This is a genomic window from Mesorhizobium sp. M8A.F.Ca.ET.207.01.1.1, from assembly GCF_004794715.1.
Lineage (GTDB): Bacteria > Pseudomonadota > Alphaproteobacteria > Rhizobiales > Rhizobiaceae > Mesorhizobium.
The window spans coordinates 26472-40459 of the sequence record NZ_SRUS01000014.1 but is presented as its reverse complement, the minus strand read 5'-3'; the positions used below and the strand labels follow the sequence as shown (position 1 = coordinate 40459).

The 13988-nt window shown below is 65.3% G+C and carries 11 protein-coding genes; 2 read left to right on the top strand and 9 right to left on the bottom strand.

What is annotated here, in order from left to right; all coding sequences use genetic code 11:
• Nucleotides 1-59 precede the first annotated feature (59 nt).
• Nucleotides 60-1568: a mannitol dehydrogenase family protein gene (locus EN850_RS30135; protein ID WP_136092790.1), complete on the top strand. Its 1509-nt coding sequence runs from the start codon at nt 60-62 to the stop codon at nt 1566-1568.
• A 142-nt stretch (nt 1569-1710) separates the two neighbouring features.
• Here the strand turns inward: EN850_RS30135 and EN850_RS30130 are convergent, their stop codons facing one another.
• From EN850_RS30130 to EN850_RS30090, 8 genes are all read right to left on the bottom strand, one after another.
• Nucleotides 1711-2118 carry a F0F1 ATP synthase subunit epsilon gene (locus EN850_RS30130; RefSeq protein ID WP_127873378.1) on the bottom strand — a complete coding sequence of 136 codons (408 nt, stop codon included), beginning with the start codon at nt 2116-2118 and terminating at the stop codon, nt 1711-1713.
• Between the two features lie 111 nt (nt 2119-2229).
• The gene (gene atpD, locus EN850_RS30125) at nt 2230-3810 is read right to left on the bottom strand and encodes a F0F1 ATP synthase subunit beta (protein ID WP_189524574.1); all 1581 of its coding nucleotides are present in this window, start codon (nt 3808-3810) and stop codon (nt 2230-2232) included.
• A 70-nt stretch (nt 3811-3880) separates the two neighbouring features.
• A complete protein-coding gene (locus tag EN850_RS30115) occupies nt 3881-4768 on the bottom strand; it encodes a F0F1 ATP synthase subunit gamma (protein ID WP_127275642.1) in 888 nt (295 codons plus the stop codon).
• Nucleotides 4769-4814: 46 nt separating this feature from the next.
• Nucleotides 4815-6344 carry a F0F1 ATP synthase subunit alpha gene (gene atpA, locus EN850_RS30110; protein ID WP_127275643.1) on the bottom strand — a complete coding sequence of 510 codons (1530 nt, stop codon included), beginning with the start codon at nt 6342-6344 and terminating at the stop codon, nt 4815-4817.
• A complete protein-coding gene (locus EN850_RS30105) occupies nt 6344-6904 on the bottom strand; it encodes a F0F1 ATP synthase subunit delta (protein ID WP_127275644.1) in 561 nt (186 codons plus the stop codon). The genes atpA and EN850_RS30105 overlap by 1 nt, the downstream gene beginning before the upstream one ends.
• Nucleotides 6905-7150: 246 nt before the next feature.
• Nucleotides 7151-7546 carry a DUF4345 family protein gene (locus tag EN850_RS30100; protein ID WP_127275645.1) on the bottom strand — a complete coding sequence of 132 codons (396 nt, stop codon included), beginning with the start codon at nt 7544-7546 and terminating at the stop codon, nt 7151-7153.
• Nucleotides 7547-7640: 94 nt separating this feature from the next.
• The gene (locus EN850_RS30095) at nt 7641-8336 is read right to left on the bottom strand and encodes an aspartate/glutamate racemase family protein (RefSeq protein WP_127275646.1); all 696 of its coding nucleotides are present in this window, start codon (nt 8334-8336) and stop codon (nt 7641-7643) included.
• A gap of 50 nt (nt 8337-8386) precedes the next feature.
• The gene (locus tag EN850_RS30090) at nt 8387-10570 is read right to left on the bottom strand and encodes a primosomal protein N' (RefSeq protein ID WP_136092789.1); all 2184 of its coding nucleotides are present in this window, start codon (nt 10568-10570) and stop codon (nt 8387-8389) included.
• 91 nt (nt 10571-10661) lie between these two features.
• Between EN850_RS30090 and fsa the strand changes: the two genes are divergently transcribed.
• A complete protein-coding gene (gene fsa / locus EN850_RS30085; RefSeq protein ID WP_135929934.1) occupies nt 10662-11318 on the top strand; it encodes a fructose-6-phosphate aldolase in 657 nt (218 codons plus the stop codon).
• Between the two features lie 79 nt (nt 11319-11397).
• Here fsa and EN850_RS30080 read toward each other — a convergent pair whose 3' ends face one another.
• A complete protein-coding gene (locus tag EN850_RS30080) occupies nt 11398-13878 on the bottom strand; it encodes a DNA translocase FtsK (RefSeq protein WP_136092788.1) in 2481 nt (826 codons plus the stop codon).
• Nucleotides 13879-13988 lie beyond the last annotated feature (110 nt).

The window sequence follows — 13988 nt, the reverse complement described above, 5'->3', positions numbered from 1 at the left end:
CCCGCGGATTAGCAGCCATTCCCTGACCAGCCGTCCCACGAGATGAGTGCCGCAAACCGATGACAGCCCTTCGCCTTTCCAACCGCACGGCGCAGGCATTGCCGGCCAAGGTCGCCGCGCCTCGATACGATCGTGGCGCGATTACGCCGGGCATTGTGCATCTCGGCGTCGGCGCCTTTCACCGGGCCCATCAGGCCGCCTACATCGATGAGTGCCTGGCCGCCGGCGAGACGGGCTGGGGCATAACAGGCGTGTCGCTGCGCAGCGCCGACACCCGCGACGCGCTGGCGCCGCAGGACGGGCTGTACACGCTGGCGGTGCGCGGCAGCGGCGGCGAGAAGCTGCATGTCATCGGTTCCATCGGCTCGCTGCTGGTGGCGCCGGAGGACCCGGCTGCGGTGCTGGCGGTGCTGACCGATCCCCGCACCCGCATCGTGACGTTGACCATCACCGAGAAAGCCTATTTGCGGGCGGCCGGCGGCGGGCTGGACACGGCGCATCCCGACATCGTCCACGACCTGGCCAATCCGCAACAGCCGAAGACCGCGCATGGTTTTCTGACCGAAGCGCTCGCCCGGAGGCTGGCCGCCGGCACCCCGCCCTTTACCGTGCTGTGTTGCGACAACCTGCCGGCCAACGGCGCCACCTTGCACAGGCTGCTGATCGAATTCGCTGAATTGCGCGATGCCAGGCCTGGTTCGGCGGGCGGTGCTGGAATTGCCGGCCACATCGCCGGTCAGGTCGCATTTCCCTCGAGCATGGTCGACCGCATCGTGCCGGCCACGACCGATGCCGACCGGGCGCGGATATCAGGCGAACTTGGCATCGAGGACGCCTGGCCCGTGATGACCGAACCTTTCCGCCAATGGGTGATCGAGGACGATTTCCCGGCCGGGCGTCCGGCCTGGGAAAAATTCGGCGTCACCATGGTCGGCGATGTTGCCCCCTTCGAGGACATGAAGCTGAGGCTGCTCAACGGCGCGCATTCGGGCATCGCCTATCTTGGCCTGCTCAGCGGCCACCCCACGGTCGATCGCGCCTTCGCCGATCCGGCGATCCGGCGGTTCGTCGATGCGCTGTGGGAGGAGGCCAAATCGACATTGCCTGACGATGCCGGCCTCGACACATCGGCCTATACGGCCGAGCTTGCCGAGCGTTTTTCGAACACGGCACTTGCCCACCGTACCGCCCAGATCGCCAATGACGGCAGCCAGAAACTGCCGCAGCGCATCATTGCCTCGGCCATCGAGTGCCTGGAAGCCGGCACCGAGCTGGTCCACCTCACGCTGGTGGTGGCAGCCTGGATCGCCGCCTGCGCGGCGCGCGGAAAGAGCTTGCCGAGGGGCCATTTCACCGATCCGCTCGATGCGGAGCTGACGGCGCTTTTGGACCAGCAGCTGCCGGCGAACGAAACCGTGACGGCGGTGTTCGATCTGGCCGGCTTCGCCAGGGATCACGCCGAACGCCAGACGCTGATCGACCTCGTGGCCATTCATCTTGTTCATTTGCGGCGCGACGGCACGACCTTGGCCCTCGCTGCGCTCGGCATAGACGGCGAAGGACGGTAAGACGGAGCTGGACGGGGTCAACAGGCGGTAGAGGACTTCGATGTCGGCGGTACGATATCGCCGCCGTAGCTGAACACTTGCCGCCCCAACAAACAAAAAAGCGGGGCAGGCCCCGCTTTCAATCCGTCTTCCGGGACAAGCCTCAGGCCGGCAGGATTGCGCCTTCCAGCGTGGTGAGCTGGCTAAGGAACTGTTCCGCCTTGCTGCGCGACTGATCGTCCTTGGCGTCGGCCGCGTCTTCCCTGGCTTCCTGGATGCGGCGGGCGAGGTCGGCGCGGTCGACATCCTTCACCGCCACAGCCGATTCCGCCAGCAGCGTGCAGCCGGCCGGGACGATGTCAGCGAAGCCGCCGAACACGACATAGCGTTCTTCGCTGCCCGAGGCATTCTTCACCGTGACGACGCCCGGCTTGATCGTGGTCATGACCGGCGCGTGATGGGCCATGACGGTCATCTCGCCCTCGGCGCCCGGAATGACCACGGATTCGACCTCGGCGGAAACCAGCAGGCGCTCCGGCGAGACCAGTTCGAACTTGAAAGCTTCAGCCATGTCAATTTAGCGAGTAGGGAATAGTGAGTAGGAAGTAGGGAGAGAGGACAACCGCCCCGATCACCCAGCTGCTATTCACTACTGACTACTGACTACTCCCTATTCCCTTGATTAAGCCGCTTCAGCCGCGAGGCGCTGTGCCTTCTCGACCGCTTCGTCGATGCCGCCGACCATGTAGAAGGCGGCTTCCGGCAGGTGGTCATAGTCGCCGTTGCAGAGGCCCTTGAACCCCTTGATGGTATCGGCGAGGTCGACCAGTTTGCCCGGCGCGCCGGTGAACACTTCGGCGACAAAGAACGGCTGCGACAGGAAGCGCTCGATCTTGCGGGCGCGGGCCACGGTCTGCTTGTCCTCTTCCGAGAGCTCGTCCATGCCCAGGATGGCGATGATGTCCTGCAGCGACTTGTAGCGCTGGAGGATCGACTGCACCTGGCGGGCAACGGCATAGTGCTCGTCGCCAACGACCAGCGGGTCGAGCATGCGCGAGGTCGAGTCCAGCGGATCGACGGCCGGATAGATACCCTTTTCGGCGATCGAACGGTTCAGCGTCGTCGTCGCGTCAAGGTGGGCGAACGAGGTCGCCGGCGCCGGGTCGGTCAAGTCGTCGGCCGGCACGTAGATCGCCTGCACCGAGGTGATCGAGCCCTTGGTGGTGGTGGTAATGCGTTCCTGCAGCGCGCCCATGTCGGTGGCGAGCGTCGGCTGATAGCCCACGGCCGACGGGATACGGCCGAGCAGAGCCGACACTTCCGAACCCGCTTGCGTAAAGCGGAAGATGTTGTCGACGAAGAACAGCACGTCCTGGCCCTGGTCGCGGAAATATTCGGCAACCGTCAGGCCGGTCAGGCCGACGCGGGCGCGCGCGCCCGGCGGCTCGTTCATCTGGCCGTACACCAGCGCCGCCTTCGAACCTTCGCCGCCGCCCTTCTTGTTGACGCCGGATTCGATGAACTCGTGGTAAAGGTCGTTGCCTTCGCGGGTGCGCTCGCCGACGCCGGCGAACACCGAGTAACCACCATGCGCCTTGGCGATGTTGTTGATCAGTTCCTGGATCAGCACCGTCTTGCCGACGCCGGCGCCGCCGAACAGGCCGATCTTGCCGCCCTTGGCGTAGGGCGCGAGCAGGTCGAGCACCTTGATGCCGGTGATCAGGATCTGCGCTTCCGTCGACTGTTCGATATAGGCCGGAGCCGGCTGGTGGATCGAGCGCAATTCGACCGCGTCGACCGGGCCTGCCTCGTCGACCGGCTCGCCGATGACGTTGATGATACGGCCGAGCATGCCCGGGCCGACCGGCACGGCGATCGGGCCGCCGGTGTCGCGCACTTCCTGGCCACGCACCAAGCCTTCGGTGGAGTCCATGGCGATGCAGCGCACGGTGTTTTCACCCAGATGCTGCGCAACTTCGAGCACCAGGCGATTACCGACATTGTTGGTCTCGAGCGCGTTCAGGATCGGCGGCAGATGCTCGCCGAACTGCACGTCGACGACGGCGCCGATGACCTGGCGGACCTTGCCGACAACGCCGGTCGCCTTGGTGGCCACGGCCTGCGTCTTGGCAGCGGCGGCCTTGGCCGGCGCTGCTGCCGCCTTGGCCGGAGCCGCCTTTACTGCCGCTGCCGGAGCCTTGGCCGCCTTCGCGGGAGCTGCTGCCTTGGGGGCTGCCGTCTTCGGGGTCGCTGCTTTCGCCATCGTCTTTACCCTTTTCGTCCTTTGTTTCTCACGCGGTCCGGTTCGCGGGCCAATGACCCGCTGACCGCGCCTAGAGCGCCTCGGCGCCCGAAATGATTTCGATCAGTTCCTTGGTGATCTGCGCCTGCCGCTGGCGGTTGTAGGTGATCGACAGCTTGTTGATCATCTCGCCGGCGTTGCGCGTCGCATTGTCCATGGCGCTCATCTTGGCGCCCATTTCGCCCGCCGCGTTTTCGAGCAGCGCACGGAATATCTGCACCGCGATGTTGCGCGGGATGAGGTCGGACAGGATTTCGCCCGGCTCCGGCTCATACTCGTATACGGCGCTGGCGCCATCGGCCGTTTCTGGCTGAGCCGAAGAGGCGGACGCTGCCGGAATGATCTGCTGCGCGGTCGGAACCTGGCTGATCACCGACTTGAACTGCGAGTAGAACAGCGTGCAGACGTCGAAGGCGCCCTCGTTGAACAGATGGATGACCTTGCGGGCGATCGCATCGGCATTGACGAAGCCGAGCGTCTTGACCTCGCGCAGATCGACGCGTTCGATGATCATCGCGGCATAGTCGCGGCGCAGGATGTCGAAACCCTTCTTGCCGACGCAGATGATCTTGACCTGCTTGCCGTCGGCCAGAAGCCGGCGGATATGGTCGCGGGCATGACGGGCGATCTGCGAATTGAAGCCGCCGCACAGGCCACGCTCGGCGGTGCAGACGACGAGCAGATGCACGTCGTCCTTGCCGGTTCCGGTCATCAGCGCCGGGGCATCGCCCCCGCCACCGACCGCCTGGGTGATATTGGCCAGCACGGAACCCATGCGCTCCGAATAGGGACGCGCCGCTTCCGCCGCCTCTTGCGCACGGCGCAGCTTCGCCGCGGCAACCATCTGCATCGCCTTGGTGATCTTCTGCGTCGCCTTGACCGAGGCGATACGGTTACGAAGGTCTTTTAATGAAGGCATGCTTCAAACCTGATCCCGTCTTGTCTCATCCGGACTGGCACTTCGCTCAGGCGAAGGTCTTGGCGAAGGCGTCGATCTCGGCCTTCAGCTTGGCGCGCAGATCGTCCGACAGCGCCTTTTCCTTGCGGATGGCGTCGAGGACGTCCTTGCCGGCCGAACGCATGTGGCTGAGCAGGCCGTGCTCGAACTTGCCGACCTGGTTGACCGGCAGCTTGTCGAGATAGCCGTTGACGCCGGCGAAGATCACCGCGACCTGCTCTTCCGTCTTCAGCGGCGAGAACTGCGGCTGCTTCAGGAGCTCGGTCAGGCGCGAGCCGCGGTTGAGCAGGCGCTGCGTGGCGGCGTCGAGATCCGAGCCGAACTGCGCGAAAGCAGCCATTTCGCGGTACTGCGCGAGCTCGCCCTTGATCGAGCCGGCAACCTGCTTCATCGCCTTGATCTGCGCCGAGGAACCGACGCGCGACACCGACAGGCCGACGTTGACGGCCGGACGGATACCCTGGAAGAACAGGTTGGTTTCGAGGAAGATCTGGCCGTCGGTGATCGAGATCACGTTGGTCGGGATGTAGGCCGACACGTCGTTGGCCTGCGTCTCGATGACCGGCAGCGCGGTCAGCGAGCCGCCACCCAGATCGTCGTTGAGCTTTGCGGCGCGCTCGAGCAGGCGCGAGTGCAGGTAGAAGACGTCGCCCGGATAGGCTTCGCGGCCCGGCGGGCGGCGCAGCAACAGCGACATCTGGCGATAGGCGACGGCCTGCTTCGACAGATCGTCATAGCTGATCAGTGCATGCATGCCGTTGTCGCGGAAATACTCGCCCATGGTGCAGGCCGTGAACGGCGCCAGGAACTGCATCGGCGCCGGGTCGGAAGCGGTGGCGGCGACGATGATCGAATATTCGAGCGCGCCGCGCTCTTCCAGCACCTTGACGAACTGCGCGACGGTCGAGCGCTTCTGGCCGACGGCGACGTAGACGCAGTAGAGCTTTTCCTTCTCGGGGCCGTTGTCGTGCACCGACTTCTGGTTGAGCATCGTGTCGAGGATGATGGCCGTCTTGCCGGTCTGGCGATCGCCGATGACCAGCTCGCGCTGGCCGCGGCCGACCGGGATCAGCGCATCGATGGCCTTGAGGCCGGTCGACATCGGCTCGTTCACCGACTTGCGCGGGATGATGCCGGGTGCTTTGACGTCGACGCGCTTGCGCTCGACCGCCTTGATCGGGCCCTTGCCGTCGATCGGATTGCCGAGCGCGTCGACGACGCGGCCGAGCAGGCCGGGGCCGACAGGCGCGTCGACGATGGCGCCGGTGCGCTTGACGGTGTCGCCTTCCTTGATGTCGCGGTCGGCGCCGAAGATGACGACGCCGACATTGTCGGCTTCGAGGTTGAGCGCCATGCCGCGGATGCCGCCGGGGAATTCGACCATTTCGCCGGCCTGGACATTGTCGAGGCCGTAGACACGGGCGATACCATCACCGACGGACAGCACCTGTCCGACTTCGGAGACCTCGGCCTCCTTGCCGAAATTCTTGATCTGGTCTTTCAGAATTGCGGAAATTTCCGCGGCGCGGATGTCCATCAGCCGACCTCTTTCAGTGCAAGCTTGAGCGAATTGAGTTTGGTTTTGAGCGACGTATCGATCTGGCGCGAGCCCATCTTGACCACCAGCCCGCCGAGCAGCGACGGGTCAACGGTGACGGAAATGGCCACGTCCTTGCCGGCAACGCTTTTCAGCGCCGCCTTGAGTTCGGTCTGCTGGGCCGCGGTCAGCTCATGAGCCGACGTCACTTCGGCCGCAGCCTCGCCACGGGCTTCGGCCGCGATCTGGCGGAACGCCTTGATCATGCCGGGCACCGCGAACAGGCGGCGATTCTTGGCGACGACGCGCAGGAAATTGCCGGTCAGGCCGGTGATGCCTGCCTTGTCGGCGATCGCCGCGATGGCCTTGGCCTGGTCTTCGCTGGAGAACACCGGGCTGTTGATCAGCCGGGTGAGGTCCGCGCTGCCCGCGAGCAGTGCCTCGAAACCGTTGAGGTCGGCCTCGACCTTGGCCACGGAATTTGCTTGCGATGCCAGTTCGAACAGCGAACCGGCATAGCGCTCTGCGACACCTGAGATTGGCGATGACGATTGGGCCACGGACCGTCTTTTCTCTTGTCTGACAGGCCGCAGATTGTTGGCGCGAGCAAAAACTCTGGCTAAATCTTTGACCTTACTGCATTTTTCCAAGCACGGAGGCGCGGCTTCCGCTATCCCCGGCCGAAAGTCGATTGCCGTCTAGCACAGGCATTTTAAGACCGCAATGCGTCGTTCCGCATGGTTTTCAGGCACTATTGTCGCATCCGGCGAAAGATCAGCGTCCTGCGCGCCGGAATACCCTTGGATTCAGGGCACAAAGCCGAAGGCAAAGGCGAGCGGCAAGGCCGCGAGCGCCAATTCCACCACAATGGAAACCCAATTGAAAGGCGTATTGGCGCCATCCGACATCATCGACAGCAGCCGGCCGAAGGCAGTGAACAGCCAGGAGAAGCCGAGCGCCATGTAGACCAGCGGCTGCGCGAGCAGGATGCAACACAGGCCGACCCCGAGATAGAAGCCCGACATGCGGCCTCGCCCCTCGGCGATCGCCGCCGCCTTCTCGGGTTTCGCCTGCAGGCGCAGGATGCGGAACGCCAGGCCCGGCGCCAGGAAAAACAGAAGGCCGAGCAGCACGGTGAAGACCGCGCTCGACCAGGCCAGCCATTCGCCCTGGCTCGTCGGCCATGGAAGCGCAAAATCCATCGTGTCCCTCGGAATGCCTATTTTGAAATCGCGGGCATTCTAGCGGAGGAAAAATGCCGCGCCAGATGGCTCAAGGCACTTTAGGAGACCCGCATCAACCGAGCGCGAATTCCACCGCCGCCTCGGCATGGATGCGCGTCGTGTCGAAAACCGGAATGTCGAAATCGCCCTGGCCGATGAGCATGGTGATCTCCGTGCAGCCCATGATGATGCTGTCGGCGGCCTCTTCACGGCGCAGGCGTTCGGCCAATTCGATATAAGCGGCCTTCGAGGCTCCGGTCACGATGCCCTGGCACAACTCGTCATAGATGACGCGATGCACCATGTCGCGCCCGGCCGCATCGGGCACGACAGGCGACAGGCCGTATTTGTCGGCGAGCCGGCCCTTGTAGAAATCCTGCTCCATGGTGAAGCGCGTCGCCAGCAGCGTCGGGCGCTGCATGCCTGCGCGCTTGACCGCCACCGCCGTGGCATCGGCAATGTGGATGAGCGGGATCGACACCGAAGCCTGCACCTGGTCAGCCAGTCTGTGCATGGTGTTGGTGCACAGAAGCAAGCCTTCCGCGCCGCCGGCCTCGAGCTTGCGCGCGGCATCGACCAGCAGCGCGCCGGCGCCGTCCCAATCACCATGATGCTGCCGCTCGGCGATCTCGGCGAAATCGAACGACCACATGAGAAGCTTCGCCGAATGCAGCCCACCCAGCCGCTCGCGCACGATCTCGTTGAGCAGGCGATAATAGATGGCGGTCGATTCCCAGCTCATGCCGCCGAGCAGGCCAAGGGTTTTCATGTGATCTTTCCGTTTCTCTCGCCGAGACAGCTGTAGCTGAAATTGCGTCCCTACAGAAAGCTCTGCGGGTCGATGTCGACCTGCACCCGGACCGAGCCGCGCTGTTTCGGTCCATTGGCCAGCATAGCTCTGATAAAACCTTGCATGTCGGCGCGGCGCTCGCCCTGGATCAGCAGGCGGAAGCGATGGCGGCCGCCGAGCAGGGACAGCGGCGCCTCGGCCGGCCCGAGCACGAACAGGTCCGACGCCTCGGGCGCGGCGCGGCGCAGGCCGCGGGCATGGCCTTCCGCCTCCGCCCGCGTCACGGCGCTGACGATGACGCCGGCCAGCCGGCCGAAGGGCGGCAAGGCAGCGCGTTCGCGCTCAGAAATCTCACGCTGGTAGAAAGATTCGGCGTCGCCGGAGACGATCGCCCGCATCACCGGATGGTCGGGCTGGAACGTCTGCAGCAGGCCCAGGCTCTTCTTGCCGGTGCGGCCGGCACGGCCGGTCACCTGGCTGAGCAACTGGAAGGTGCGCTCGGCGGCGCGCGGATCGCCATTGGCAAGGCCGAGATCGGCATCGACGACGCCGACCAGCGTCATATCAGGGAAATTGTGGCCCTTGGCGACCAGTTGCGTGCCGATGACGATATCGGCCTCGCCATTGGCGATTGCCTCCAGCTCCAGCCGCAACCGTCGTACACCCCCCATGATATCCGACGACAGCACGATGGTGCGCGCGTCCGGGAAATGCGTGACGACCTCCTCGGCGATGCGCTCGACCCCCGGACCGCAAGCGACCAGGTGGTCGAGCGTGCCGCATTCCGGGCAGGCTTCGGGACGGCGCTCATTGTGACCGCAATGGTGGCAGACCAACTGGCCGCGAAAGCGGTGTTCGACCAGCCAGGCCGAGCACACCGGGCAGCCGAAGCGATGGCCGCAGACCCGGCACAGCGTCAGCGGCGCGTAGCCGCGTCGGTTGAGGAACAAGAGCGACTGCTCCTTCTTCTCCAGCGTCCGGCGCATATGGTCGATCAGCACCGGCGACAGGAAGCCGCCACGCGCCGGTGGCGCGCGCCGCATGTCGATCGACTTGAGGTCGGGAAGTGCCGCCTCGGCGAAGCGGGCGGAAAGCACAGCCCTGGCATAGCGGCCTTGGCTGGCATTGACCCGGCTCTCGACCGACGGTGTCGCCGACGCCAGGACCACGGGGAAGCCGCCTATATGGCCGCGCACGACGGCCATGTCGCGCGCATTGTAGAAGACGCGGTCTTCCTGCTTGTAGGCGGGGTCGTGTTCCTCGTCGACGATGATCAGGCCAAGCTCCTTGAATGGCAGGAACAGCGCCGAGCGCGCGCCGGCGACGACGCGCACGCCGCCTTCCGCCACTTGCCGCCAGACTTTTTCGCGCATTCGCGGCGGCAGGTCGGAATGCCACTCGGCCGGCTTGGCGCCAAAACGCTGCTGGAAGCGTTCGAGGAAGGCATGCGTCAGCGCGATTTCCGGCAGCAGGATGAGCACTTGGCCGCCCTGCTCGAGCGCGGCCGCCACCGCCTCGAAATAGACCTCCGTCTTGCCCGAACCGGTGACGCCGTCGAGCAACGCGACATTGAACTCGCCGGCCGCGACATTGGCGCGCAGCATTGACGCGGCCTCGTTCTGGTCCGGCATCAGTTCGGGAACGGCATAGCTTGGGTCAGGCGCGGCCACCACCGGGCGCGGCGGGATCATCACCGTCTCAAACACGCCCTGCGCTTTCAGCCCCTCGATCACCGTCGACGACACGCCGGCGGCGTGCGCGAGGCCGGAGCGCGTCCAGGCCAACCCACCCTCGGCCGTCTCCAGCACGCGTGCCCGCGCATCCGTCATCCGGTCGGGCACAAGCAGGGTGCGCTGCAGCCCCTCGATCCAGGGTTCGGGATCAAAGGCCTCCGGCGCCCTGAGCAGCATGCGCGCCACCATGCCCGGCGCCGACAGCGTGTATTGCGCCACCCAGTCGACGAAGCGGCGCATGGCGCGGTCGATCGGCGGACAGTCGAAAACCTGCTCGATCGGGCGCAATTTCCTGGCATCGACCTGCTCGACCGTGCCGTCCCAGACGATGCCGGCGACCTGGCGCGGCCCAAGCGGCACGCGCACGATCGAACCCGGCACCACGCGCATGCCGGCCGGCACGGCATAGGTGTAGGGACGTTCGGCCGGCATCGGCACCAGCACCGGTGCGGCCGCGACAAAGGGCGAATCTTCGATCATGAGGCGTGACCTTGCCCTGACTTTGGTCTAGATCAAAGAGCAACGCTGAACGCGCCTTCCCAAGCACGACGAAATCGTCAGGAGACCCGCCATGAAATTTTTTGCCGACACCGCCGATATCAAAGAGATCAAGGAACTGAACGATCTGGGACTGCTCGATGGCGTCACCACCAACCCCTCGCTGATCCTGAAATCGGGCGGCAAGATCATTGAGGTCACCAAGCAGATCTGCGACATCGTCGAAGGCCCGGTCTCGGCCGAGGTCGTGGCGACCGAGTTCAAGCAGATGATGGCCGAGGCCGAGGTGCTGGCCAAGATCGCGCCCAATATCGCCATCAAGGTGCCGCTGACGCTGGACGGCCTGAAGGCCTGCAAGACCATCCGCACCGAGATGAACCGCATGGTCAACGTTACGCTGTGCTTCTCGGCCAACCAGGCGCTGCTCGCCGCCAAGGCCGGCGCTTCCTTCATCTCGCCCTTCGTCGGCCGCATCGACGACACCGGCTCGGACGGCATGGAACTGATCCAGGAGATCCGCCAGATCTACGACAATTTCGACTTCCAGACCGAAATCCTGACCGCTTCCGTGCGAACGGTGAACCACGTCAAGCAGGCGGCTCTCATCGGCGCCGACGTCATCACCGCGCCGCCAGCGACGCTGAAGGCGCTGGTCAACCATCCGCTGACCGACAAGGGCCTTGCCGCTTTCCTCGCCGACTGGGCCAAGACCGGCCAGAAGATCGGCTGAGCGGTCCGACACCAGATACTAAAAAAGGCCGGGCAACCGGCCTTTTTTACGCGCTGCGGATCAGGGGCAGCCTGCCCGGTCAGTCCGTGCCGTCATCGGGGAGCGCGGCCGCCGGCTGGCGCTTGCCCGCCATGATCTCGCGCTTGCCGACATGGTTGGGCGCGCCGACCAGACCTTCCTTCTCCATGCGCTCGACCAGTGAAGCGGCGCGGTTGTAGCCGATGCCGAGGCGGCGCTGGATGTAGGACGTCGAACATTTCTTGTCGCGCAACACCACCTTGACCGCCTCGTCATAGCTGGAATCGCCGTCCTCGGCGGCAACGGCTCCCTTGTCGAAGACCGCTCCCTGGTCGCCTTCCTCTTCCTCTTCATCCTCGTCGGCCGTCACGGTCTCCAGATATTCGGGGCGGCCCTGCGCCTTCAGATGCGCCACGACATGCTCGACCTCGGCGTCGGACACGAAGGGGCCGTGCACACGGGCGATGCGCCCGCCGCCCATCATGTGCAGCATGTCGCCCTGGCCGAGCAGCTGTTCGGCGCCCTGCTCGCCCAGGATGGTGCGGCTGTCGATCTTGGAGGTGACCTGGAAGGAGATGCGGGTCGGGAAATTGGCCTTGATCGTGCCGGTGATGACGTCGACCGAAGGCCGCTGCGTCGCCATGATCAGGTGAATGCCGGCGGCCCGCGCCATCTGCGCCAGGCGCTGGATGGCGCCTTCGATCTCCTTGCCGGCGACCATCATCAGGTCGGCCATCTCGTCGACGATGACGACGATGTAGGGCATCGGCGCGAGGTCGATTTCCTGCTGTTCGAACAGCGATTCGCCGGTGCCCTTCTCGAAGCCGGTCTGCACGGTCATGACGACCGTCTCACCTTTGTCGCGGGCTTGGGCGGCGCGCTCGTTGTAGCCGTCGATGTTGCGCACGCCGAGCCGCGCCATCTTGCGATAGCGGTCCTCCATCTCGCGCACCGCCCATTTGAGCGCGGTGACGGCCTTCTTGGGGTCCGTGACGACGGGGGTCAGAAGGTGCGGGATGCCGTCATAGACGGACAGTTCGAGCATCTTCGGGTCGACCATGATCAGCCGGCATTCTTCCGGCTTCAGCCGGTAGAGCAGCGACAGGATCATGGTGTTGATGGCGACCGACTTGCCGGAGCCGGTGGTGCCGGCGACGAGCAGATGCGGCATCTTCGCCAGCTCGGCGATGACGGGTTCGCCGCCGATCGTCTTGCCAAGGCAAAGCGCCAGCTTGCAGCTGGTCTTGCGGAAGCCCTGCGATTCGATCAGTTCGCGGAAATAGACGGTTTCGCGGGTCTCGTTCGGCAACTCTATGCCGATGACATTGCGGCCGGGCACCACGGCGACGCGTGCCGAGACCGCCGACATGGAGCGGGCGATGTCGTCGGCGAGACCAATGACGCGCGAGGATTTGACGCCAGGTGCCGGCTCGAATTCGTAGAGGGTGACGACCGGACCGGGGCGTACGTGGATGATCTCGCCGCGCACGCCGAAATCCTCCAGCACGCTTTCCAGGAGATCGGCATTCTGCTCGAGCCGCTCCTGCGACATGTAGAAGCCTTGGCCCTCGGGAGGCTGCTGCAGCAAATCCTCCGAGGGAAGCTCGTAGCCTTCGCCCGTCTCCGGCTGAGCAACCTTGCCGGCCATGGGCAGCGACGGTGCACGCGCTGCGGGAACGGCTTCGCCCACGCGTTGCACAACCGGCGCTGGGGCGGCGCTGCTTGCGGCAGGTGCGACTGCGGCCGTCGTCCGAGCCCGCCGGGCGGTCCCCGCCGGAACGGACGGGGCGGCCACGGCCTTGTTGGAGTTGGCCGGAAAGACTTCCGGCAAGGCGGACGGTGCCTGGCCCGGAAGGCATTCGATGACACGGAACAAGGCGGTGACATCAGCCGCGGACGCGGAGATGTCGGCCCGCGCCGCGGCAAGCGGTGGAGCCGCGACCGGTGCGCGCGGGGCCGGGCTGACCTGCCGGATCGGCGACGTCACATCGACCAGAAGCGGAGCCAGGCCCTCGAAGAAGGCGTGATCCGAAAGATAGGGCCGCCGGGCTTTTTCAGCGGTGGCTGCTTTGACCGGCGCTCCGTTCCCGACGACGGGCCCCGGACGCGTGGCCGCTGGTGCCGTTGCGGGCACCTTCGGAGCCGCGGGCACAACGCCCTGGGACGTCTCGCCACCGCGCGCTGGCTGGGCGGGCCCGGCCGGTGGCGGCCCGCGATGCATGACGGCGCCAGGCCCGGCCTGCTGCGTCGGGAGCGCCTGCGGGCGACCCTCCCCGGCAACCTCGTCCTGCTGGCGATGCTTGGGCTCATAGTCCGGCGTGCGTGTAAAACGCACATTGGGCGCAAGGAAAAAATACTCTTGCCAGGCAGGGCTTTCGGTGTCGCCGCCGACATCGGCAGCCCGCCCGGAATGACCTGCGTGAGAAGCGCCGGGCTGGCGAACATCCGCCTTGCCGCGCGGGCCGCCGGAACGCTCTCCTTGGGGGTCATCGGGCGAAACTGCGTGCAACGAATTGACCCGAGAAAAACGCCTGGCTTCCATGCTCAAGACTCACTGTGAAATGTCTGCTGAGCAATAGGGAGCGAGTGGTTAACAGTTGCTTCCTGTCAGCGTCGCTGGAGCGATCGAGACGCATCTTTCGCGGCGACGCC

What these genes read in the sequence shown, in the direction of transcription:
- EN850_RS30135 (WP_136092790.1), top strand. Translation starts at nt 60, where the DNA reads ATGACAGCCCTTCGCCTTTCCAACCGCACGGCGCAGGCATTGCCGGCC.
- EN850_RS30130 (WP_127873378.1), bottom strand. Translation starts at nt 2,118, where the DNA reads ATGGCTGAAGCTTTCAAGTTCGAACTGGTCTCGCCGGAGCGCCTGCTG.
- atpD (WP_189524574.1), bottom strand. Translation starts at nt 3,810, where the DNA reads ATGGCGAAAGCAGCGACCCCGAAGACGGCAGCCCCCAAGGCAGCAGCT.
- EN850_RS30115 (WP_127275642.1), bottom strand. Translation starts at nt 4,768, where the DNA reads ATGCCTTCATTAAAAGACCTTCGTAACCGTATCGCCTCGGTCAAGGCG.
- atpA (WP_127275643.1), bottom strand. Translation starts at nt 6,344, where the DNA reads ATGGACATCCGCGCCGCGGAAATTTCCGCAATTCTGAAAGACCAGATC.
- EN850_RS30100 (WP_127275645.1), bottom strand. Translation starts at nt 7,546, where the DNA reads ATGGATTTTGCGCTTCCATGGCCGACGAGCCAGGGCGAATGGCTGGCC.
- EN850_RS30095 (WP_127275646.1), bottom strand. Translation starts at nt 8,336, where the DNA reads ATGAAAACCCTTGGCCTGCTCGGCGGCATGAGCTGGGAATCGACCGCC.
- EN850_RS30090 (WP_136092789.1), bottom strand. Translation starts at nt 10,570, where the DNA reads ATGATCGAAGATTCGCCCTTTGTCGCGGCCGCACCGGTGCTGGTGCCG.
- fsa (WP_135929934.1), top strand. Translation starts at nt 10,662, where the DNA reads ATGAAATTTTTTGCCGACACCGCCGATATCAAAGAGATCAAGGAACTG.
- EN850_RS30080 (WP_136092788.1), bottom strand. Translation starts at nt 13,878, where the DNA reads ATGGAAGCCAGGCGTTTTTCTCGGGTCAATTCGTTGCACGCAGTTTCG.